Origin of the sequence: Paenibacillus sinensis (genome assembly GCF_019904155.1) — a bacterium.
Lineage (GTDB): Bacteria > Bacillota > Bacilli > Paenibacillales > Paenibacillaceae > Paenibacillus_AQ > Paenibacillus_AQ sinensis.
The window spans coordinates 96,453-116,981 of sequence record NZ_JAHCMB010000190.1 but is presented as its reverse complement, the minus strand read 5'-3'; the positions used below and the strand labels follow the sequence as shown (position 1 = coordinate 116,981).

General features: G+C 47.6%; 26 protein-coding genes and 2 pseudogenes. 15 read left to right on the top strand and 13 right to left on the bottom strand.

Annotated elements, in window-relative coordinates; translation table 11 throughout:
* Positions 1-27 precede the first annotated feature (27 nt).
* From KIH86_RS23055 to KIH86_RS23040, 4 genes are read left to right on the top strand one after another with little or no spacing between them, the layout of a single operon-like run.
* Entirely contained in the window at positions 28-318 is a 291-nt protein-coding gene (locus KIH86_RS23055) for an ArsR/SmtB family transcription factor (RefSeq protein ID WP_223110680.1), read from the top strand.
* Positions 319-327: 9 nt separating this feature from the next.
* Entirely contained in the window at positions 328-1,413 is a 1,086-nt protein-coding gene (gene arsB / locus KIH86_RS23050; protein ID WP_223083718.1) for an ACR3 family arsenite efflux transporter, read from the top strand.
* A 50-nt stretch (positions 1,414-1,463) separates the two neighbouring features.
* A complete protein-coding gene (locus KIH86_RS23045) occupies positions 1,464-1,751 on the top strand; it encodes an arsenate reductase/protein-tyrosine-phosphatase family protein (RefSeq protein WP_223083717.1) in 288 nt (95 codons plus the stop codon).
* A gap of 33 nt (positions 1,752-1,784) precedes the next feature.
* On the top strand, positions 1,785-2,219 hold the full coding sequence (locus KIH86_RS23040) for a protein-tyrosine phosphatase family protein (RefSeq protein WP_223083716.1): 435 nt from the start codon (positions 1,785-1,787) through the stop codon (positions 2,217-2,219).
* A 93-nt stretch (positions 2,220-2,312) separates the two neighbouring features.
* Here the strand turns inward: KIH86_RS23040 and KIH86_RS23035 are convergent, their stop codons facing one another.
* From KIH86_RS23035 to KIH86_RS23020, 4 genes are all read right to left on the bottom strand, one after another.
* The gene (locus KIH86_RS23035) at positions 2,313-2,825 is read right to left on the bottom strand and encodes an arsinothricin resistance N-acetyltransferase ArsN1 family A (protein ID WP_223083715.1); all 513 of its coding nucleotides are present in this window, start codon (positions 2,823-2,825) and stop codon (positions 2,313-2,315) included.
* A gap of 20 nt (positions 2,826-2,845) precedes the next feature.
* Positions 2,846-3,637, bottom strand: coding sequence for an arsenite methyltransferase (locus tag KIH86_RS23030; protein WP_223083714.1), 792 nt, complete (start codon positions 3,635-3,637; stop codon positions 2,846-2,848).
* A gap of 13 nt (positions 3,638-3,650) precedes the next feature.
* Positions 3,651-4,112 carry a MarR family winged helix-turn-helix transcriptional regulator gene (locus KIH86_RS23025; protein WP_223083713.1) on the bottom strand — a complete coding sequence of 154 codons (462 nt, stop codon included), beginning with the start codon at positions 4,110-4,112 and terminating at the stop codon, positions 3,651-3,653.
* Positions 4,113-4,200: 88 nt separating this feature from the next.
* Positions 4,201-4,683, bottom strand: a complete 483-nt coding sequence (locus tag KIH86_RS23020; RefSeq protein WP_223110679.1) for a TetR/AcrR family transcriptional regulator — start codon at positions 4,681-4,683, stop codon at positions 4,201-4,203.
* A 182-nt stretch (positions 4,684-4,865) separates the two neighbouring features.
* Here KIH86_RS23020 and KIH86_RS23015 point away from each other — a divergent pair, with 182 nt between their 5' ends.
* The 8 genes and pseudogenes from KIH86_RS23015 to KIH86_RS22980 form a co-directional block, all read left to right on the top strand.
* On the top strand, positions 4,866-5,930 hold the full coding sequence (locus KIH86_RS23015; protein ID WP_223083711.1) for an NAD(P)-dependent alcohol dehydrogenase: 1,065 nt from the start codon (positions 4,866-4,868) through the stop codon (positions 5,928-5,930).
* A gap of 47 nt (positions 5,931-5,977) precedes the next feature.
* Positions 5,978-6,736, top strand: coding sequence for a carboxymuconolactone decarboxylase family protein (locus tag KIH86_RS23010; protein WP_223083710.1), 759 nt, complete (start codon positions 5,978-5,980; stop codon positions 6,734-6,736).
* Between the two features lie 82 nt (positions 6,737-6,818).
* Entirely contained in the window at positions 6,819-7,313 is a 495-nt protein-coding gene (locus KIH86_RS23005; RefSeq protein WP_262416448.1) for an SDR family NAD(P)-dependent oxidoreductase, read from the top strand.
* Positions 7,314-7,339: 26 nt separating this feature from the next.
* The gene (locus KIH86_RS23000; RefSeq protein WP_223083708.1) at positions 7,340-7,735 is read left to right on the top strand and encodes a cupin domain-containing protein; all 396 of its coding nucleotides are present in this window, start codon (positions 7,340-7,342) and stop codon (positions 7,733-7,735) included.
* Positions 7,736-7,763: 28 nt separating this feature from the next.
* Complete coding sequence (locus KIH86_RS22995) at positions 7,764-8,744, top strand: aldo/keto reductase (protein WP_235775557.1); 981 nt, start codon at positions 7,764-7,766, stop codon at positions 8,742-8,744.
* Between the two features lie 19 nt (positions 8,745-8,763).
* Positions 8,764-9,621, top strand: coding sequence for an aldo/keto reductase (locus KIH86_RS22990; RefSeq protein WP_223083707.1), 858 nt, complete (start codon positions 8,764-8,766; stop codon positions 9,619-9,621).
* Positions 9,622-9,896: 275 nt separating this feature from the next.
* Positions 9,897-10,220, top strand: coding sequence for a hypothetical protein (locus KIH86_RS22985; RefSeq protein ID WP_235775560.1), 324 nt, complete (start codon positions 9,897-9,899; stop codon positions 10,218-10,220).
* Positions 10,108-10,505: pseudogene (locus KIH86_RS22980) on the top strand (helix-turn-helix transcriptional regulator); the annotation flags it as partial. The gene KIH86_RS22985 and the pseudogene KIH86_RS22980, both read left to right, overlap by 113 nt.
* 470 nt (positions 10,506-10,975) lie before the next feature.
* Here KIH86_RS22980 and KIH86_RS22975 read toward each other — a convergent pair.
* On the bottom strand, positions 10,976-11,788 hold the full coding sequence (locus KIH86_RS22975; RefSeq protein WP_223083706.1) for a class I SAM-dependent methyltransferase: 813 nt from the start codon (positions 11,786-11,788) through the stop codon (positions 10,976-10,978).
* A gap of 238 nt (positions 11,789-12,026) precedes the next feature.
* On the opposite strand from KIH86_RS22975, the gene KIH86_RS22970 reads away from it, so the two are divergent.
* Positions 12,027-12,674, top strand: a complete 648-nt coding sequence (locus KIH86_RS22970; RefSeq protein ID WP_223083705.1) for an HD domain-containing protein — start codon at positions 12,027-12,029, stop codon at positions 12,672-12,674.
* A gap of 122 nt (positions 12,675-12,796) precedes the next feature.
* Here the strand turns inward: KIH86_RS22970 and KIH86_RS22965 are convergent.
* The 4 genes and pseudogenes from KIH86_RS22965 to KIH86_RS22950 all read right to left on the bottom strand — a co-directional run.
* A pseudogene (locus KIH86_RS22965) lies at positions 12,797-13,108 on the bottom strand (helix-turn-helix domain-containing protein); the annotation flags it as partial.
* Between the two features lie 614 nt (positions 13,109-13,722).
* A complete protein-coding gene (locus KIH86_RS22960) occupies positions 13,723-14,841 on the bottom strand; it encodes an amidase domain-containing protein (protein ID WP_223083703.1) in 1,119 nt (372 codons plus the stop codon).
* Positions 14,838-15,485, bottom strand: a complete 648-nt coding sequence (locus tag KIH86_RS22955) for a class F sortase (protein WP_223110677.1) — start codon at positions 15,483-15,485, stop codon at positions 14,838-14,840. The genes KIH86_RS22960 and KIH86_RS22955 overlap by 4 nt, the downstream gene beginning before the upstream one ends.
* A 45-nt stretch (positions 15,486-15,530) precedes the next feature.
* Positions 15,531-15,848, bottom strand: a complete 318-nt coding sequence (locus tag KIH86_RS22950; RefSeq protein ID WP_223083701.1) for a hypothetical protein — start codon at positions 15,846-15,848, stop codon at positions 15,531-15,533.
* A 211-nt stretch (positions 15,849-16,059) separates the two neighbouring features.
* On the opposite strand from KIH86_RS22950, the gene KIH86_RS22945 reads away from it, so the two are divergent.
* Positions 16,060-16,794, top strand: a complete 735-nt coding sequence (locus tag KIH86_RS22945; protein WP_223083700.1) for an SDR family NAD(P)-dependent oxidoreductase — start codon at positions 16,060-16,062, stop codon at positions 16,792-16,794.
* Positions 16,795-16,869: 75 nt separating this feature from the next.
* The gene (locus KIH86_RS22940) at positions 16,870-17,304 is read left to right on the top strand and encodes a MarR family winged helix-turn-helix transcriptional regulator (RefSeq protein WP_223083699.1); all 435 of its coding nucleotides are present in this window, start codon (positions 16,870-16,872) and stop codon (positions 17,302-17,304) included.
* Between the two features lie 20 nt (positions 17,305-17,324).
* Here KIH86_RS22940 and KIH86_RS22935 read toward each other — a convergent pair whose 3' ends face one another.
* From KIH86_RS22935 to KIH86_RS22920, 4 genes are read right to left on the bottom strand one after another with little or no spacing between them, the layout of a single operon-like run.
* On the bottom strand, positions 17,325-18,146 hold the full coding sequence (locus KIH86_RS22935) for a hypothetical protein (RefSeq protein WP_223083698.1): 822 nt from the start codon (positions 18,144-18,146) through the stop codon (positions 17,325-17,327).
* Positions 18,147-18,162: 16 nt separating this feature from the next.
* Positions 18,163-18,660 carry an anti-sigma factor family protein gene (locus tag KIH86_RS22930; protein ID WP_223083697.1) on the bottom strand — a complete coding sequence of 166 codons (498 nt, stop codon included), beginning with the start codon at positions 18,658-18,660 and terminating at the stop codon, positions 18,163-18,165.
* Complete coding sequence (locus tag KIH86_RS22925; RefSeq protein WP_235775556.1) at positions 18,657-19,190, bottom strand: RNA polymerase sigma factor; 534 nt, start codon at positions 19,188-19,190, stop codon at positions 18,657-18,659. The genes KIH86_RS22930 and KIH86_RS22925 overlap by 4 nt, the downstream gene beginning before the upstream one ends.
* A gap of 38 nt (positions 19,191-19,228) precedes the next feature.
* Positions 19,229-20,521: a bifunctional DedA family/phosphatase PAP2 family protein gene (locus KIH86_RS22920; protein WP_223083695.1), complete on the bottom strand. Its 1,293-nt coding sequence runs from the start codon at positions 20,519-20,521 to the stop codon at positions 19,229-19,231.
* Positions 20,522-20,529: the final 8 nt, after the last annotated feature.

The following is a 20,529-nucleotide window of genomic DNA, read 5'->3' as shown; positions in this document are numbered from 1 at the left end:
ATACTTATATCGCGAGGAGGGGGAGCAATGATTCAAATGATATCAAACATTGAAGATGTATCCCAGGTGTTAAAGTTACTCGGCGATAAGACACGCTTAACTATTGTTAAGCTTCTTGAGCAAAGGGAATGCTGCGTTTGTGAGTTAGTTGAAATTTTTCAGACCAGCCAACCTGCAGTCAGTCAGCATTTACGAAAACTAAAAGATGTGAGTTTNGAATTCAAGCATTTGAGTCTGATACAGGATTTGCTTAAACATGTCCCTTCTCAGGAACATGAATTAATAGCGCTGAAGAAGAAGGGCCTTCAAATTTGCTGAACGAATGAAATGGTGAGGAATAAGGAGAGTGTTCTGGTGAACCAGTCGGTCAAAAAGCTATCGTTCTTGGATCGGTATTTAACGATCTGGATTTTTGCAGCGATGGCAATAGGGATTGTTATAGGTTTTTGGATTCCTGGATTTGCGGACAGTCTGTCAAAGCTTCAAATTGGAACAACATCCATTCCTATTGCCGCAGGGCTTATTTTAATGATGTACCCGCCGCTGGCAAAGGTTAAGTATGAGAAATTGGGCCGGGTGTTTAAGGACTGGAAGGTTCTCCTTATTTCTCTTGTTCAAAACTGGATCATTGGCCCGGTTCTGATGTTTCTTCTGGCGATTACGTTTCTTAGTGATTTGCCGGAATATATGATTGGCCTGATCATGATCGGGTTGGCAAGATGTATTGCCATGGTTCTGGTGTGGAGTGACTTAGCAAAGGGTGATCCGGAGTATACAGCTGGTCTCGTAGCTTTTAACTCGATTTTTCAAATTGTGTTCTACTCTGTATTTGCCTATATCTTTATCACGGTTTTACCTGAATGGTTTGGCATCCAGGGAGTAGTCGTCAACATTTCTATGGGTGAAATAGCTGAAAGTGTCATGATCTATTTGGGTATCCCGTTTGCAGCAGGTATTATCACACGGATAATTGCGCTCAAAACCAAAGGTGAGGCATGGTTCGAAAGGGAGTTCCTGCCGAAAATTGGCCCTCTGACTTTGATTGCGTTATTGTTTACCATTGTTTTGATGTTTTCACTGAAGGCTGATTTAATGGTTCAACTGCCGATGGATGTAGTTCGTATCGCCATTCCGCTTCTGATTTATTTCGTGATCATGTTTTTTGTTTCTTTTCTGGTATCACGGAGAGCAGGCACTTCTTATCCCGTCGCAGCTTCGCTATCTTTTACGGCAGCCAGTAATAATTTTGAACTTGCCATCGCAGTTGCGATTGGTGTCTTTGGCTTGAATTCTGGTGCTGCCTTTGCAGCTGTCATTGGACCGTTGGTTGAAGTTCCCGTACTTATTGGGCTCGTCAATGTGGCTCTTTGGTTTCAGAAAAAGTACTTTGGCAAGCCATCCACGATTTCTTGAGTTTCTCGTTGGACTTCCATACAAACATCTAAAAAAGGAGTAATTAAACGATGTCGAAAAAGTCCATCTATTTTCTCTGCACCGGCAACTCATGCCGCAGCCAAATGGCGGAAGGCTGGGCAAAAAAGCTGTTGGGTGATGCGGATTTGGTCATCACACTCTGCGGAGATGCGGCGGATAAATGCCCGATCACTCCCCCCAAAGTGAAGCGTGAGCATTGGGGATTCGATGATCAAGCCAAGGCTGCCGGAACGGATGAAGAGAAGTGGGCTGTGTTCCAACGTGTCCGTGATGAGATCGGTGAGCGTATTGAGCGTTTCGCTACAACTGGTGAATAAGAGAACCAAGACGTAAATTAGAGGGAGAGAATAATGGAGAAACCTTATCAAGCATTAGTTGAGGATCGAATTTCCTTTGGCGGTGCCAAAGACGTTGATCAAATGGTTACCGATGAAGGCGTAGAGGTAGTTGTTGATCTTCGGGAGGAAGCTGAGGCCTGCGCTTCCAACTCAACCTCTGTGAAGTGGATTCAGATCCCATTAGGCGATAACTCCGAAGAACCAGAAGCTGAGCTTTATCATTCGGCCATTCAAGAAGTGGTTAATGCTTATCGGAATGGAAAGAAAGTTGCTTTTCACTGTGGCGGGGGAAAAGGACGTACAGGCACAGTGGCTGTTGGCACACTAAAGGAATTAGGACTGGCAAAGACGCTGGTAGAGGCTGAGCAGCAGGCTAAGGTGATTCGACCCATTATTGCAGTGAAGCCCAAACAATGGGAATCTTTGAGAGCGATCTATGGCGAATAACTAATGGTAGGGTTCCCAACAAAAATGATGAATCAGTTTAGTAACAAAGAACTTGGTATCCAATGCGGATTTCCAAGTTCTTTGCAGCGAACACTATATTTCATTGAATACCTTTTCCATAATCATAACGTCGATTCGCTCACCATCCAAAATCCCTTGATCTTTAAATACCCCGACCTCACGATACCCCAATTTCCGGTATAATCCCTGACCTTTTTGATTAAAAGGGAAGGTGAAGAGCACTATTTTGTAAAAATCGCCCCGGGCAGCCTCTTCTTCAAGAGCCGGGAGGAGGGCGGAGCCAATGCCTTGTCCCCGATAATCCCGGTGAATATAGATAGACAGGTCAGCGACACCTTGATACGCGCAGCGGTGCGAGTAGGGATTAAGAGAGGCCCAGCCGACAACCTGATGATCAGCCTCAGCCACTAGCACCGCATGTCTTCCTTGATGCCCTTCAAACCATTGTTGAATATAGACCTGATCCTTCGGATCGGTTTCCAGCGTAGCGATACGGTCTTCAATCCCTTGATTGTATATCTGCAGGATGCTCTCCAAATCTTCGATCTTTGCACTTCGGATCGCAACATCACTAGATACTACCATTATTTCCCCTCCAGCTCCCCTTACGGTTTAATGGCTTTGATTACAGCTGAGACAATATATTGTTCGATATTCGTACCCGGTACCCATTCCTTGATAAAAGATCTGGATTCGTCCTTCGGCTCAATTGAGATATCAACAAATCCGCTGCTGCGGAGCATTTCTTCGAGTTCCTGCACCGGGGATGCTCCGGAAATACAACCCGAATAATAGTCGGCCATATCGTTCTTAATATCAGCAGGCAACTCGGCAGTTGTGACAATGTCGGAAATCGCCAGACGCCCTCCGGACTCCAGCACCCGGTAAGCCTCATGAAAGACTTGCTGCTTGTCAGGAGAAAGATTGATCACACAGTTGGAAATAATGACGTTCACGGAATGGTCTGCTACTGGAATATGCTCGATCTCCCCAAGCCGGAAATCCGTATTGTTAAACTTCCCTTTATCGGCGTTGCTGCGTGCCCGGCTGACCATTTCCGGAGTCATATCTACCCCAATAACCGTACCGGTTCCCCCAACCTGTCGAGAAGCTAAGAAGCAATCAAAGCCCCCGCCGCTTCCCAGATCCAGTACAACCTCGCCAGGCTTGAGCTCTGCAATGGCCTGCGGATTCCCGCAGCCCAGACCGAGATTGGCTCCTTCCGGAACAGCCGTTAAATCATCATTTGAGTAGCCTAGTTTAGCCGAGATATCATTGAAATCCAGTGGGGAATTGCAGCAGCTGCTTGCTGTATGCTGAGAAGTTGGCTTTACCGCAATCTTTTGGTATCTTGCGCGAACATTCCGTCTGATCGCATCATTCGAAATTTTGCTCATGCATATCACTTCCTTAAGCTTCAGTTTCGCCATTAACAGGATGGCAGCAACGGTCGGATTTGGCCATCGCATCATTCATAAGCTGAATCGAACGGATGACCATATCTTTCTCAAAATCGCTCATATAGGAAAAAACTTCATCCAAATAAGCATTCATCTGCTGATCAATGGTGGCGGCCACATATTTACCTTGAACAGTAAGGGAGAGGATATAGACACGACGGTCAATCGGGTCTCGCGACTTGTTCACCAGTCCCATCTTAATGAGTGATTGTACTTGCCGGCTAAATGTGGTGATATCCGTTCCAAGGGCTTCCGCAATTTGCTGCATGGATGGGTTATGCTGCCGGTCTACCTCATATAAGATGTGGCTTTGCACAGGCGAGATATCACAGCCTCCAATCGTACAGCAAAATTTATTAAGCAGTCCAAAACGTCTTGTCAAAATTTGAAAAAGCTCGCGAGTGTTGCTCAAGGGAATTCACCTCTGAGTTAGTTATACCTCTTTTACTTGCAAAATGCAATTATAAAATCCGATGAAAAATGAGGTGGGGAGTACTGAATTACTCGCAGAGCCTATCCAACAAGGCTCCCAACTGTTCAGCCAATACGATATGGTTAACAGGCCTTTCGTTCATAAACCACCATTCGACAACCCCCACATACGAGGATGCCACAAATTGAACGATGAGATCTTTATTTAGTCCCTCATTTTTCCCCTTGGTGGTATCCACTTCATCTTTAAATTCTTCAATAAGAAACTCCAGAAAACGACTACGGAAGTAGGGAGCACCCTTGCTAGCCAGCATCGTGGAGAAAAATGCGTAATTAGCCTCGAAGTATTCCGTCCAAATGACGGACCCTGTAACAAAATCCAAATCGGCTGCTGCTTCGCATCGCTCCCGAAGTTCTTTGATATGGGTCTCGATCAGATTATTCAGCAAATCATATTTATCCATGTAATGGAGGTAGATCGTACCACGGCTGACGTTTGCTTTATCCGAGAGATCCTGAATGGTGATATCATCGAAATTTTTCTCAGCCATGAGTNTTTAGTAATAATTGCATCCGATAATGAACACTTTTAAGTATTTTATTCATTACTGAACAAATCGCTCCAAATTAACAATAGGCAACAATTTCGAGAAGATTATAATAATAGACATGTGCACATTAAAGTAATTATGCATATTAACTATTCATTTGAGAAGAAAGGGATGCTGTTAAAATGTGTAATCATAATCATGATCATAACATTACTACTCGAGTGTTAAGCGTTCCAAGCGCGAAAGCCCCGTTTGAACAAGCTACAATTGAGCGGAGAGCTTTGCGACCGGATGATGTGTTAATTGATATTCAATATTGCGGTATTTGCCACTCCGATATCCATAATGCACATAATGATTTTGGCAGAGGGGTATTCCCGATGGTTCCAGGTCATGAAATCGCGGGCGTTGTTGCGGCTGTAGGCAGTGAAGTAACAGCATTCGCTGTAGGGGACCGTGTCGGCGTGGGCTGCTTTGTGGATTCATGCGGAGAATGCGACTTCTGCCTTAGAGGTGAAGAACAGTTCTGCAGAAAAGGTGTAGTCGTTGTATTTAATTCCATTGGTTATGACGGAGAGCTGACCTATGGCGGATACAGCCAGAAAATCGTTGTTAAAGATAAGTTCGTTGTACGTATTCCGGACGGTCTGGAACTGGATGTGGCAAGCCCGCTGCTCTGTGCAGGCATTACAACATACTCGCCGCTGAAACACTGGAATGCCGGACCAGGCAAAAAGATTGCCGTACTCGGAATGGGCGGCCTCGGCCATCTGGCTGTTCAATTTGCCCACAAGATGGGTGCTGAAGTGACGGTACTAAGTCATAGTGCGAACAAAAAAGACGAAGCCTTCGCTTTTGGCGCAAGTCAATATTATGTTACAACGGACACTGCAACGTTCACGGAGCTGGCCGGTCAATTTGACCTGATATTAAACACGGTGTCTTCAAATATTAATGTTGACGCGTTTCTGTCCATCCTTAATGTAGACGGCGCTTTAGTCAATCTGGGTCTGCCCAACAAGCCGGACCAATATAATGTGTTCTCTTTGTTTGCCGGTCGCCGGAGCATTACAGCTTCCAACGTTGGCGGTATCAAAGAAACCCAGGAGATGCTCGACTTCTCGGCTGAGCATGGCATCGCCCCCATGATCGAGGTGATCCGTGCCGACCAGGTTGACGCGGCATATGAACGTGTCCTCAGCAGTGATGTACGGTATCGGTTTGTCATCGATATGTCTACACTATAGTCGTCTCTTTTGACAGGAACCGAAATTTAACGGAAGGAGAGGGAATAATGGGAATTACAGATGCAGCGAAGCAGTATCATGAGAGAATGTTTCCGGGTAATGAATCCAAGTTATTGGAGACTGATCCGGAATTTATCGAACGCTTTGATAACTTCGCGTTTGATGAGGTCGTGGGTCAGGACGATTTGGATGATCGTACCCGCATGATGGCCATTCTGTCTGTCTTGATCGGCTGTCAAGGCATTGACAAGTTCAAAGCCATGCTGCCGGCGGCCCTGAACTTTGGGGTTACTCCTGTTGAAGTTAAGGAAATTGTCTATCAGTCTGTCGCTTATCTTGGCATCGGAAGGGTATTTCCTTTTCTGCATGCGGTAAATGAGATCCTGATGGCAGGAGGCGTTGAGCTGCCTTTACCGGGTCAGGCCACAACAACCACGGATAACCGGCTGGAAGCGGGAATTCAGGCGCAGGTGGACATTTTTGGAGACGGCATGCAGGATTTCTGGAAATCGGGTCCGGAAGAGAGCCGGCATATCAATCACTGGCTGGCAGCCAACTGCTTTGGAGACTACTATACCCGAACAGGGCTTGACTACAAGCAAAGGGAGATGATTACCTTCTGCTTTCTGTTGGCCCAGGGAGGTTGTGAGCCTCAGTTGACCAGCCATGCCGCCGCTAATATGAGACTTGGAAATGACAAGTCGTTCCTGATCAAGGTTCTCTCCCAATGCTTGCCGTTCATTGGATATCCGCGCACTTTGAATGCTCTGCGGTGTGTGAATGAAGCAGCGGCGAAATCGGAATAGGAGATGAAGTTAATATAATGAATCGCACTTGGCTGATTACAGGTGTCAGCAGTGGCTTCGGTTATGAGATGACGAAGCAGCTCTGCCGCATTTGCGCGCTCAGGGTGGCGGCCGTATTATCCAGCTGTCTTCCTATGGCGGTCAGGTAGCCTTCCCTGGTAATTCCATGTACCACGCAACCAAGTTTGGCATTGAGGGCTTCTGTGAGTCGGTCGCTCAGGAAGTTGCGCCATTTAACATCGGTGTTACTTTGGTGGAGCCGGGAGGAGCCCGTACCGAGTTCCGTTATGGAAGCGCACAGGTAGCCAATCTCATGCCGGAATACGACGGAAACCCGGCACATGGCTTTTTGAAGATGCTGGACGCCTTCAACGGACTGGCTCCCGGTGATCCTGTGCGGATGGCTGCCCGAATCATAGAGAGCGTCCGGCAGGAACCCGCTCCGATGCGAATGGTGCTCGGCTCTCAAGCGCTGACCAACACCATTTCAACCCTGAAGGCCCGCATTGCCGATTACGAGACGCAGACTGATCTGGCAGCTTCTACTGACTTTCCTGCGGGGGGAGTAGCGCTGTGATTTTGTATAGAAGGAAGGTATTGAAGATGGAGAACGAACAGCTTAGCAACAGTACGATTTTTCCGTTGGGGGAAAGGGTGGCGGCCAACTTTACGGGAGACGCTTACCTGCAAATGGTGTTTACAGATCCGGCCCCGCTTAATACCGCAATTGGAAATGTTACCTTTGCTCCAGGAGCGCGGAATAACTGGCACGCCCATCGGGTGGGACAGGTTCTGTTGGTCACCGGCGGTAAAGGCTGGTATCAGGAAGAAGGCAAGCCCGCACGTCAGCTCCAAACAGGTGATGTGGTCAATATTCCGCCTAATGTTAAGCACTGGCACGGTGCGACAAAAGACAGCTGGTTCGTACACCTGGCTATGACTCCAGGAGAAACCGAATGGTTTGAAGCAGTCGATGATGAATGGTTCAACAAGCTGTAGATAATCACGCGAAACGGAGGTTTTCACTGTGGACTACATTAAATTTGGCAATACAGGAATGGACGTCTCCCGAATCTGCCTGGGCTGTATGAGCTTTGGAGAAGCACGGCCGGGATGGCATCAATGGGTGCTGAATGAGGAGCATAGCCGTCCTGTTATAAAAAAAGCGCTTGAGCTTGGCATCAACTTTTTTGATACCGCGAATATTTATGCGAACGGAACCAGTGAAGAGATTACCGGCCGTGCGCTTAAGGATTATGCCAACCGTGATGAAATCGTCCTCGCGACCAAGGTCTGGGGACGCATGCATCAAGGCCCCAATGGTGCAGGGCTGTCCCGGAAGGCCATTTTGAGCGAAATCGATAACAGTCTGAAAAGACTTGGAACCGATTATGTAGATCTCTACATCATTCATCGTTGGGACTATGACACACCTATTGAAGAGACTATGGGAGCCTTGCATGATGTGGTGAAGTCGGGAAAGGCCAGATATATCGGGGCATCCGCGATGTATGCATGGCAATTCCAGAAAGCCCAGCATGTGGCGGAAATGAATGGCTGGACCCGGTTCGTATCCATGCAGAATCACCTGAACCTCATTTACCGTGAGGAGGAGAGGGAGATGATGCCGCTCTGCAAGGACCAGAAAATTGCTGTGACTCCTTACAGCCCGCTTGCATCGGGTAGACTGATCCGCGATTGGTCGGAAACCACGCTCAGATCCGAAACCGATCATATTCAAAAATCCAAGTACGATGCAACCGCCGAAGTAGACCGGGTTATCGTTGAGCGTGTGGCGTCCATCGCAGAGAAGCACGGTGTGCCCCGTATTCATATCGCGCTTGCATGGCTGCTGCAGAAGGAATCGGTCGCTGCTCCTATTGTGGGCGTTACGAAAATCGCGCAGCTCGAAGATTCAGTGGGCGCTCTATCGGTGAAGTTAACCGCTGAAGAAGTTTCATTCCTGGAGGAACCCTATGTTCCTCACCCAGTCGTGGGTGCCCAATAAAATTTGAGGAGGACTTAACATGGAATATGTAACATTAAATAACGGAGTAAAGATGCCTATTTTGGGATATGGCGTATACCAGATTCCAGATCCGGTGGAGTGCGAAAGATGTGTGTCTGATGCGATAAGCGTCGGTTACCGGTCCATTGATACCGCTCAAGCCTACCGGAATGAAGAGGCGGTAGGTCGTGCGATCAAGAAAAGCGGGGTACCCAGAGAGGAGTTCTTCATCACCACGAAGGTCTGGATTTCGAATGCCGGATATGAGAAGGCGAAAGCATCCATTGAGGAATCCCTGAGAAAGCTTCAGCTTGATTACCTGGACCTGCTCCTGATCCACCAGCCATTCAACGATTACTATGGAACGTACCGCGCGATGGAGGAACTGTACAAAGCGGGTAAACTCAAAACAATCGGAGTAAGCAACTTCTTCCCCGACCGGTATATCGACCTTGTTCAATTCAGCGAAGTGGTTCCGGCTGTCAATCAGGTGGAAACCCATGTCTTCAACCAGCAGGTAACAGCAAATGAAATTATGAAGAAATACAATACACAGATCGAATCCTGGGGTCCTTTTGCAGAAGGTCGGAACGAGTTGTTCACCAACCCTACGCTGCAAGAAGTCGGCGGTAAATACAACAAATCCACGGCCCAGGTCGCGCTCCGATTCTTGATTCAGAGAGGCGTGGTGGTCATTCCGAAGACGGTAAATAAAAGCCGGATGGAACAGAATTTCAACGTATTTGATTTCGAGTTGACGGCAGAGGATATGGAAAAAATAACAGCGCTCGACACTGGAGAAAGTGCATTTTTCTCCCACTATGACCCGCAAACCGTTGAGTTTCTAACCAATTACGCTAAACAAGGTCTGGAATAATTGACTGATAAGGCGGGTTATCAGCCGCGTTGGTGTTCCGGCGTTCCACAAAGTTGCCGCGAAATGGACAAGTAAAGCACTCAAAGTATTGATTAGACCTTAATCAGGGTATTTGGCATGACATGATAGAACAATGTCGCTTACGGATAATTACAGAGCGTTGTTCATCAGCTAATATATAGCTTATCCAAAGAAAGGCAAGCAGAAATAGCTTGCCTTTTTAATATGGAGGTTTATCATCTTTTTAAAACACATCCTAATATGGGAGGTTCTGGATGGACATTGCGTTTTACCGGCTGTACAAGGACTTTTCCCCGCAGGTTCGTCCGTTTCTGCCCCCGGATCAAGCGCCGTATGTGCTGTTTGATACGATTAAATGCAATCTGTACCCCGGGGAAGAGCCGAATGCGGAATTATGGGAGCTGCTGATCGAAGCCGCCCGTTTCCAACTGAACACCTATGGGATCGACGGCTTTAGAATCGACATCGGGCAACAGCGAACTGCTGGACATCCTTATTCCCGCACTGGAAAAATCATTGGTCGAGCAGCGGAACAGCAAATCCATTACCGAGATCGTGAAGTGGATAGTGAAACGTAACCTCGACGGGGGCGCCCCGATATTAAGGATATCGCTGTAGAGCTGGGGATCAGCGAGCGCACCTTGCAGCGCAGACTCTCGGATGAAGGCACAAATTTAAAACAGTTGGTCACCGACTCCAGGCACGAGAAAGCGATCGAGTATTTGGCAGACCCAATGCTTGATATTAAAGAAGTCGCCTTCCTGCTTGGGTATGCAGAGCAGAATTCTTTTTACCGCGCTTTTCGTCTTTGGGAAGGCGATACACCTTCAAACTGGCGCGCTGTACGATTAGGAATCCAGTAAGTAGAAACCGGGTTTTTGGCGTATGAAGCTATAACAATGGCGTGTGATTTTGGAGTCCCAAGGACGTATCGCCGGGAGTGCTTCCGCACTGCTAGGTATCTTACCGTTTTTATTGGGTTCAATTACTTCTCCATTAGTAGGAATCAAGGGTGAATATTCTGCAATCTCATTAGGGATTATCATTTTTATCACCACTTCATTGGCCATATTCTCATACTTAATCTTAGTAAAAGGAGCCCGGATAGTACAAGAGAGAGGCTGATCCTCTGTGTATATTGACGCCAGAACCGGTGTCGTAATGGAAGATGGAAGCACCTATACTGCGGGTATGTACGTAACGTATAAACATACACGAATAGATGAGAAGCATACTGCTTGATAAGCAAGAGAAAAAGACTGTTGGCGAAATCTGCCGGCAGTCTTTTTTTCAGTGCGTCATGCATGGCTAGTCATGATTAAGCTATCGGATCCTATAGTTTTCTTGCCTTGATTACGAAAGTGACAGGAAGCATCTTGGCTTTTTTTGCAAAATCATCATTATCGTCCCGCGATAGTATCATTTCTTCATCAGATTGCTCAATCATTTGCTCAATGACGAATCCCGCTTTTGACAACGCATTCACATAAGTTGATAGTTTGCGATCCGATAATGTTAGCGTACTTTCGTCAAGAGATACCGAATACCATGACTCATCGAAATAGTTTTTCTTAAAGACAAGCCTATCATTCTCTGCTACAACACATTTATGAATTGGGTGAGACCAGCTGAAAATAAATGCGCCGTCTTTTTTTAGGTAAGAAGCAATCCGGCTAAAAGTACCCTCAAGGTCGGTTGTCCAGCCTATGGCATAAATCGAATAAACAAAGTCAAAATATTCCTCTGGTATACCACATTCTTCTTCCATGGGAGAACAGATTAATTTTGCTGAAAGACCGCTCGCCGTCAAATATTGCCTTGTCTTCTCGATTTGGTTCTCTGACAGATCTATGCCCCATAGCTCGGATGCTTTGCGTTCCCCCTGATATTTCAAGGATTCACCACTTCCACAACCGATCTCCAGCATCTTTTTTCCTGAAACATCGCCAAAAAGCCGGCATTTTTCTTCTGAGAGAAATGCTCCATATAGAGGAAGTGCGGTAGCTCCTAAGACATCATTTCCTTTGGTATCCCAAAAGATGCTGTTCGTCTCATGGATAGAATCTTGGTCCATGTCGACCGTGATAGCGCTCCCAACCTCGCCAGCGCCAATAATGTTTGTTCTATTACTTGAACTCTTGTCCATGCAGACACTCTCCTCAAAATGCGTATTAACCAAAGAGTAATCTACCATTTTTCTTTGAATAAATCCACCCATAATCTTCCACTTATCCTTTTTTCCGGATTGGCAGCGATGAGATTGGTAACAGATAGGATACAATAATAAATATATAGTTTGTGGAAGCTCGGTAAGTACAATTAAACTGTAGGAATGGAACTGAGTGCGTGTTTAGCTAACTTTATAAACCAAAAGGAGAAAAGACATGAACAAGGAGCAAGTTCTGGAGAAAACCAGACAATTTGTGAAACAAAAACTTGAAGGAGAAGGCTCTGGACATGATTGGTGGCATATTGTCAGAGTATGCAATAATGCATTGGACATAGCCAGACAAACAGAAGGAGTCGATAGCTTTATTGTAGAATTGGGAGCGCTGTTTCATGATATCGCCGACCATAAATTCGGATATACGGATGAGGACCGGAGAACCATCATATCTGAATGGTTAACCAAGCTGGATGTGCCTGCTGCAATCATTGAAGAAGTCGTTTACATCGCTAACCACATTTCATTTAAAGGCGGAACCAATAAGCACGAATTGAGAACCGTAGAGGGGAAAATTGTTCAAGATGCGGACAGGCTTGATGCAATCGGAGCTATAGGTGTAGGAAGAACCTTTGCTTACGGTGGGCATGTCAACAGAACCATGTATAATCCGACCCTTAATGAACAGACGGCAGCAGTGATGGATGGGCATTCAGAAAGTGATACCATTAGTCATTTCTATGAGAAGTTGTTTCTGCTGAAGGATTTAATGAATACGGAAATTGGAGCACAAAAAGCGCAAAGAAGACATGAAATTATGGAAGAATTCTTAACTAACTTTTACGCTGAATGGAATGGGGAAATTTGACTGCCAGAATAATCACTACAGAGCTCCCAACCATATGGGTCAATGTTGGACCTGGCGGGGCTGTCAAGATTTTGGTGTAAACTCATTTCAAGCAATCCCCTTAAGGGGGGATTATGGCGATTCTAATCCCCCAGGAAAACAATACTATTGGCAGGGTCGTACATTTCCTTTAACTGCTTCACATCAGACTTGGGTGGTGAACCAAACATCCGGGAATATTCACGGCTGAACTGGGAAGCACTCTCATAACCGACCCGGTATGCAACTTCAGCAGCTTCTGCAGATTCGGAAAGCAATAAACGGCGTGCCTCCTGCAATCTCAATTGCTTCTGAAATTGTATAGGACTGAGACCTGTCACTTCCTTGAAGTTACGGTGGAAGGAAGAGAGGCTCATATTCGCTGCTTCGGCAAGCTCCTCAACACGCATCGATTGGGCGAAATTGTCATATATGTTGTTTCCGAGATACATACATATGTACAAAATACGGGTTTTGTGAAGAAGTAGAAATGTAGAAATCAGGATGAGTATTTGACTGTTGTTTATTTGGCCGTTTTGGCTGGTTTAAGCTTGATTCCACTAAATCCACAAACCATGCTTTTTCACTAGAAATCATCGCTTTACTATCTCTAAATGTGCTTTTCATCAATTTCGTAATCTTGCTTCTGAAATAAGTTGCTAGTGAAACTGCGTGTGACGTTCACGGATTTTATTTTGTTGTGAATCCAATCCCGATATTGAATATATTTCGGCAGTTTTACGTCTCAGGCTTATTATTGGCCATCTGTATCCATGTAATTCATAAACAACAGCCAAACTATGGTTAGTTCAAGCGGCGCGTCCGATTTCTTCGATTTCATAGTCATTTCATAGTCAATGTATGACTTGGTTTTTGCGATTGAATTCTTCAGCACGCCAATAACCGCCATCAATTACTGATCCATCTTCTATAAATGTAAGCGTTATCATGCCATGTGCAAAAAGGAACTCCGTCAGCCCCTCTCACATGATCGGCAGCCACTGGATGTTCCTTTTTTTGATCCCCTTCATCAGTCCCGGATATGAAACAGCTGATATTTCGTATTCTTATCCCAGCCCAAATCGAACGGAACCCGGTAGCGGTCCGCTGTATGGGAATTAACGAGCGGATAGCCGTGCGCGTCATATCCAACTATGATCGAGAAATGATCGGTGTCGTCATTCTCCATAATATACCCGATTAAGTCGCCAGGCTGCAGCTGCGAGATCGCTCCATCCGGATATTTGGCTGTCGGCGCCACAACTTGCTGATAGGTTCCCTTGGCAACCAGTCTTCCGCAACCCGAATACATGAGATATCGGCTGAAGGAGTCGGTCTGCACCCAGGATTGAGTGCCGCCGGATTTATTAAAATACCGCCAGCTGCCCCACATGGGAAGACCTCCGCCTTCCTTCGGATCTCCGATAGCCTGGGAGGCAAAATTCGTGCAATCCCCGCCCTTTCCGGTGTAATCCAGATAATGGTTATTATACCGATGGCGGTTTCCCGCTCCCCAAGCCGCTCCGGCATATTTGTTCGCATAATGGACGGCACTCGCTCGTTTGTACTTGTTACCGTCATGCACTTCCTCGTTCGCCTTAACAGAAGGCACCAGGCCCCCAGGCCCCACAGCGATCTTCTCCGGATTCTCTTCCAGCGGGTCCAGATACCATTCCTTCGCAATTTTCCAGGCACCGTCCGTCTTCCTGAGTGTCAGAAAATGCCGGGTGCCGACGCCGAACCACTGCTCCGGAAGAATCGTATTGCAGTACACATAGCCAATTTTTAAAGATTGAACGAGCGACACTCTGGCTGTATTTCCGCTTAGGCTCAGTCGATTAATTCGGACACCGCTATCTGCGCGGCTGATCTTGATAGCACGCTTATCCGCCCACGCATGAACATACCGCATACGCTCCTTCTCATGCATGAACGCAAACCGGCTGAGCTGCTCGGCGGTATAAAAAGGCTTCATCGATTCCATGCTCCCTGTGACCAGTGACTCCGCACGCAGATCAAAGATATGACTGAGCTCGGCTTCGACCTCCCGGGCTTGACTGTTTTCTGCCGCAAAGCTGATGTCTCCCCATAAAGGGGTTACCATAACCAACAACACCATCATCCATATGATTCGTTTAAGTACGATCATTTCATTCCGCCTAACTTTGCAAAAATAACGAGTCTATGTTCATGTTCCTTCTTCTTTCGGCTATATCTGCCCGTACAGGTAATGAGGTTCAACCGCCGATCACCACTTGGCCCGAAGATCCGTTCGAGCGGCGCTTCAGTGGGCTTGAACACCTCAACCGATTCCACCTCATAGGTCAGCTTCCGGCCACCGGCGCCGGTCAGAATGATGTCATTGCCGGGAAGCAGTTTCTTCAGACGGAAGAAGACGGCAGGCCCTGTGTAGCTGTCCACATGCCCGTCTATGATTACATTCCCCAGCTGCCCCGGGAGGATACCGGGATACAGAATACCGGCAATATCCGTGTCACGGGGTACGTCTACCTGGCCGTTCTCAAGCACGGTGACGGGCTTCAGCTTCGTATCAACATGGATCGCGGGAATGATGAGCCTGTCCGGCAGAAAAGCTTTCGGCTCCGGAAGCGGAGCGGTATTCTTTTTCAGAAGCTGAGGTGCGCTTGTCTGCAATGGGCTCGGCGACGGCAGAGCTTCCGTTTCCGTTCTCGATCTTTCAGCAGCTGGAGCATCGTCCCCGCCTCCTCCAAAGCATCCCGTCAGCCCAAGGCATACAACGGCCGCCATACCGGCATTTATCCATCGTCTCATCATATGAACATAAAAGAGGGGGAGAATTCCCCCTCTCCGACCCTCCTACTCCGTCTGTTCGCTGGCGCCGCCAAATCCGGATTTCGGCAGTTCAGTAGCCTTTGTACGAATGCTCTTTGTTTTGAGGCTCTTGGCTTTCATACCTTTTTCGTGAATGATCTTGCCAGTTGAGCTCTTGGCTTTCAGATGTTTGGTGTGCTTTTTGACTTCTTTCTGATGCAGTTTATGAGCTTTTTCCTTGTGTACCTGCTCTGCATGGATCTTCTTCTCATGTTTCTCATGCTCGACAGGTGCAGCGGATGCGGAAGCGGCAGAAGTCAGAACAAAGCATGCAGATAAAAAAGCGACCATCCATTTTTTCATTGCGATATTGCCTCCTGTAATTTGATTTTCCCCGATTACTACTATCCCCATTTTTGCCGCAAATCGTGCTGTAAGTTTTCGCCAGTCCGCTGCTGTTAAACATTAGTCATTAGAGGATAGTTGAGAAAAAAACAGATTTTTGATAAAATTAAGACATCTAAAATTTAGATATCTAAATACTTATCATTGTAGGATCAAGGAGGAATAAATAATGGGACGGTTAGATAACAAGGTTGCTATTATCACAGGTGGTGCCTCGGGAATAGGTGAAGGCATGGTGGATCTTTTCAGTCAGGAAGGGGCTACAGTTATTGCGGCAGATATCAATGAGGCGGCACTTGAACTCGCAAGTCAGAAACAGAATGTGCATGGCATGAAACTAAACGTCGCTTCTGATGAAGATTGGGTTAAGTTAGTTCAACAGGTGAATGATCGCTTTGGAAGAATCGATATCCTTGTTAACAATGCAGGGATCTCTTCGGAAAAGCCTTATCAGGATATTGACATTAACGATTGGCAAAAGATGCTGTCCATTAACGGTTATGGCCCTTTTGCCGGGATTAAGCATATTGCACCCTACATGTCGGCCCAGAAGAAAGGTTCAATCATCAACATTTCGTCATATACAGCTCAGATCGGCCAAGGATTTAACCATTATTCCGCTTCAAAAGGAGCCGTTCGTGCTTTGTCCAAAGCGGCTGCAACGACTTTTGGCCGGCAAGGTGTTCGTGTAAACACACTTTTTCCTGGTATAATCGAGACACCAATGACTTCAGCGCTAAGCACATCAAAAGAACTCCTGACTCACTTAATTCAAGCAACGCCATTACAACGGTTAGGTCAACCTGATGATATTGCAAAGGCTGCGCTGTTTTTTGCTTCGGATGATTCGTCGTACATTACAGGTGCGGAATTGGTCATCGACGGAGGGTTTTCTGCACAATAAGCAGGTAGCATAATTGTAAAGTCCCCCTTTATCCATTATGAACGAGGGGGACTTCCATCAAGAAGGAGATTCACTATGACAGAACAGACAATCTTCGAACTCATTCATTCCATGGATCAAATCACGAACCGTTTGATGGTTCACTGGAACAAAGAGTTCAACGAAAATCTTGGCGTCTCACATATTCTTGTTCTTGCTCACTTGAACCATAATGGAAAAAGCAGGCCTTCCGACATCGCCAAAGCTCTGGGCCTTACTCCCCCTACTCTTACACACTTATCAGATAAGCTTGTAAAAAGAGAACTCGCCGTTCGTCTTGTTGATGAAGAAGATCGCAGGATCATCTACCTGGAAATAACCAATAAAGGTGAAGAGGTTCTAAATAAGGCTCAAGAAAAAGGGAAAGCTCTGCGAATGAAACTGTTCGATAAATTAACAGAGGACGAAAGACAATCATTATTGGCTACATATGATAAACTGATTCACCTTTTGGATGAATTCTCCCAGTGACCTGGATTCCGGATTAAAGTCTACGCTCGTTGTCTAAAAATCTGCATGATCCACTGAACGCAAATCCCCAAACTTAGCAAGCTGATAAACAGCTGCCACAGCCATCCCAATACAGGGATATTGCAGAAAGCCGCCGCTACGAGGCTGCCAAGCAGAATCTTTTGCCAATCCGGTAAATGTGCCGCAAGCTTGAGGCTATCCCCTATCCGATATCCGATTACTGCCATCCCCGGAATGAGAGGAATGCAGCCAATCAGGAGCACGATCAGTATGAACGGGATGCCGACGATGCTGAGCAACAGCAGGATGGATATCGCCAGCAGCAGAAGTCCGGTGAAGAATCCGATATACAGCATCCGTCCTGTCTGTTTAATAGCAAAACGCCCCACAAAAGATTCCAGTCTCTTTCGAAGCGCAAGGCCAAAGACTGTCGGGAGAAGGATGAGCAGGAGACTCCCTCCCAATTGCAGCAGCCACACGCCGAGAACAAGTCCGCTGCCAAGCAGCAGGCTGTTCTGCGTGCCGCTGTCCAGCGACAAGCTATATACATCGTCCCCGATAACGGCGCCCGGCGATTGGGTGACTTGTCCGCCAAGAACAAGCACCATCCCGTCGACCACAGCCGTGTCGGCCAGCACTGCGTTTCCATTAACGACTACAACAATCCCCTGAACATGGCCCCGGATGTCCGCGTCTCCGCCAACAATATACACATCGTCCACCGTTTGACCCGCAGGAACCGTTGTATGCTGGTGCTCAAATACACTGCTCGCCGACACCGTACCCGGGATCAAGGCAGCCAGCAGGATCAAAGCTAAGATCACAATCCATTTGTTACGCAACGCCTTTCCTCCCTTCTTAGCTTGTCGTGGTCCGCAGCAGCCGATGCAGCGAAACTGCAGACAGCGCGAGTACAGCCACTGCGAACAGTATTACAACGCCCAGCAGAAGCGGCATATCGGCAAGCATGTGAGTCGATAAGAATAGCAGCGGCTTCATCAGTTTAACGGCTCCCGCAAACATTTTAATATAAAACGCGCCCATGATTAGACCGATCACGGCAAACAATGAAATCGCCGACAGCGCAAAGGAAAGCATCCGTTTCAGCACGGGTAGCGGCTGAGCCTCTTTGGAAATAATAGCGGCAATCGAAGCTTCAAGGTCATCCGGCGGGCTTATTGTCTCAAAAGCCGAGAACAGCAAACGCTGATCATTCAACAGATCCTCTGCAAGCATCCTGCAATCCGGACATTCCTTCAGATGGGATTCCACCAGCAGCCGATCCTCTTCGTTCAGCTCGCCGTCCAAGTATGCCGACAGCTGTTCTTCAGGATGGTTCTCCGGATGGTTACTCATTTCAGCCCTTCCTCCTTTAACTCGTTACGCAGCGCCATTCGGGCCGCGAACAGCCTGGATTTCACCGTTCCTAGCGGCACATGCACCAGCTCTGCAATTTCATCATATTTGAACCCTTGCACATCATGCAGCAGCAGAACCTCTCTGTGATCGACGCTAAGACGGCCGAGTGCTTCGTCCAGGGACAGCTTCCCGATCAGATCAGACCCCGAAGGGTCCGGGACCGTTTCATCCGGAGGCGGGGCTTCTTCATTGCGCGTCTTTCCTCTTTTTCGTAAATAGTCCTTGCAGAGATTGGATACGATCCGGAACAGCCAGGAGGTAAAGGCATAGTCATGCTCCAGTGCATCCAGGGAAAAATAGGCCTTTACAAATGCCTCCTGAGTCACGTCTTCGGCATCGGACCGGTCGCCGAGCATGCCTGCTGCATAGCGGTAGACTCTTCCCTTGTACCTGGTGACCAATTCCGAAAAAGCCTCCTGGTCGCCGCTTCTTGCCCGGCGTATCAGTCGATTCAGTTCTTCATCCACTTGCGTTTTCACTCCTGCCGCATACACGGGTACGTTCATTAAGGAATCTGTTCAACGGTTTGCAGCCTTCTCGTCACTTCCAGCAGGGTAATATTGAGACTTACCCATACACCGCCAAAGACATAGCCTGCGGCGACATCGCTCGGGTATTGAACATGGAAGTAGATTCGGCTCAGACCGACGAGAAGGCAGATCAGCAGAACCGCCGCGAAGGCCAACAGACGCTGTGCATGGCTCCCGGAATGCCGGACCAGCAAATAAGCGGAGAAGCCGCACACGATAAAGGTGGTCAATGTCTCCGTGCTGGGAAACGTATTGAATAAGCGGTACCCCGCCAATACCGGTCCAGGCCGGTGGAACAGCTCGCGGAGACCGGTATCCAGCAGTTCGCCGCCCAGCATTACCCACACCAGAAACCCGAGTTCCAGCAGACGGTCTTTATTATGCAGCAGAATACGCAAGGCCGCCAGCAGGATCACTGGGCCGTAAAATATTACCGTACCGAGCTGGGAGAACAGATTCATCGCATCTTTCCATCCTGGACCGAAACCTGTCAGGATGAGGTAGGACGCCAAATCGTCAAAGGTATCAAAATCCCGCGCCAGAAAATCCTGAATGAGGCCCAGCATCAGCGATACGAAGCCGACGAAGGCGAGAAACGAAACCAGTACGAGAAACCGTACCTTGCCCAGGGAGCTGAAATGAAGCAGCGCGGTGCGCAGCAGCGACATTGCCCCTTCCAGAATTCTCTTCTTATAACGGCGAAATGCATAGACAGCTGCTGCCAGAAGCGCCGAGCCAATGCCGAAGATCAGCATATAACGGTTCACGGTGGAATGATAGACTTCCCATTTAGGTCCGAGCACTTTGCCAAGCGTAATGAACACCCCGGTCCAGAATAGAGCGCCCGAGAATGCATAGCCTGCGAAGCGCCGGAAGGGCATCTGCGTAATTCCGCAGAAATACCCCGTGATGTGGCGGACGCCTGGAATAAAGAAAGCGATAAATAGCAGCTTGTTGCCGTATCTGGCGAACCATCGGGTCATGGCATCCATCTGGGGCTCGCCGAGATGAACTTTATGGCCATGCTTCAGTACGAACGGCTTACCCAGCCGGTAGCCGATCCAATAGGAGAGCGAAATCCCCACCGAGACACCCAGCCATGCGGCGGCTATGCTCATTCCCATGTTCAGCTTTCCTTCATAGACGAACAATCCGGCATAGCTCATCATCATTTCCCCCGGAAGGGGCAATGCCAGCATCTCCAGCAGCAATGCCGTGAACAGGATGCCATAGCCGTAGTGCAGAAGAAGCGTCGTTAAATGGAGCATCCTGCATG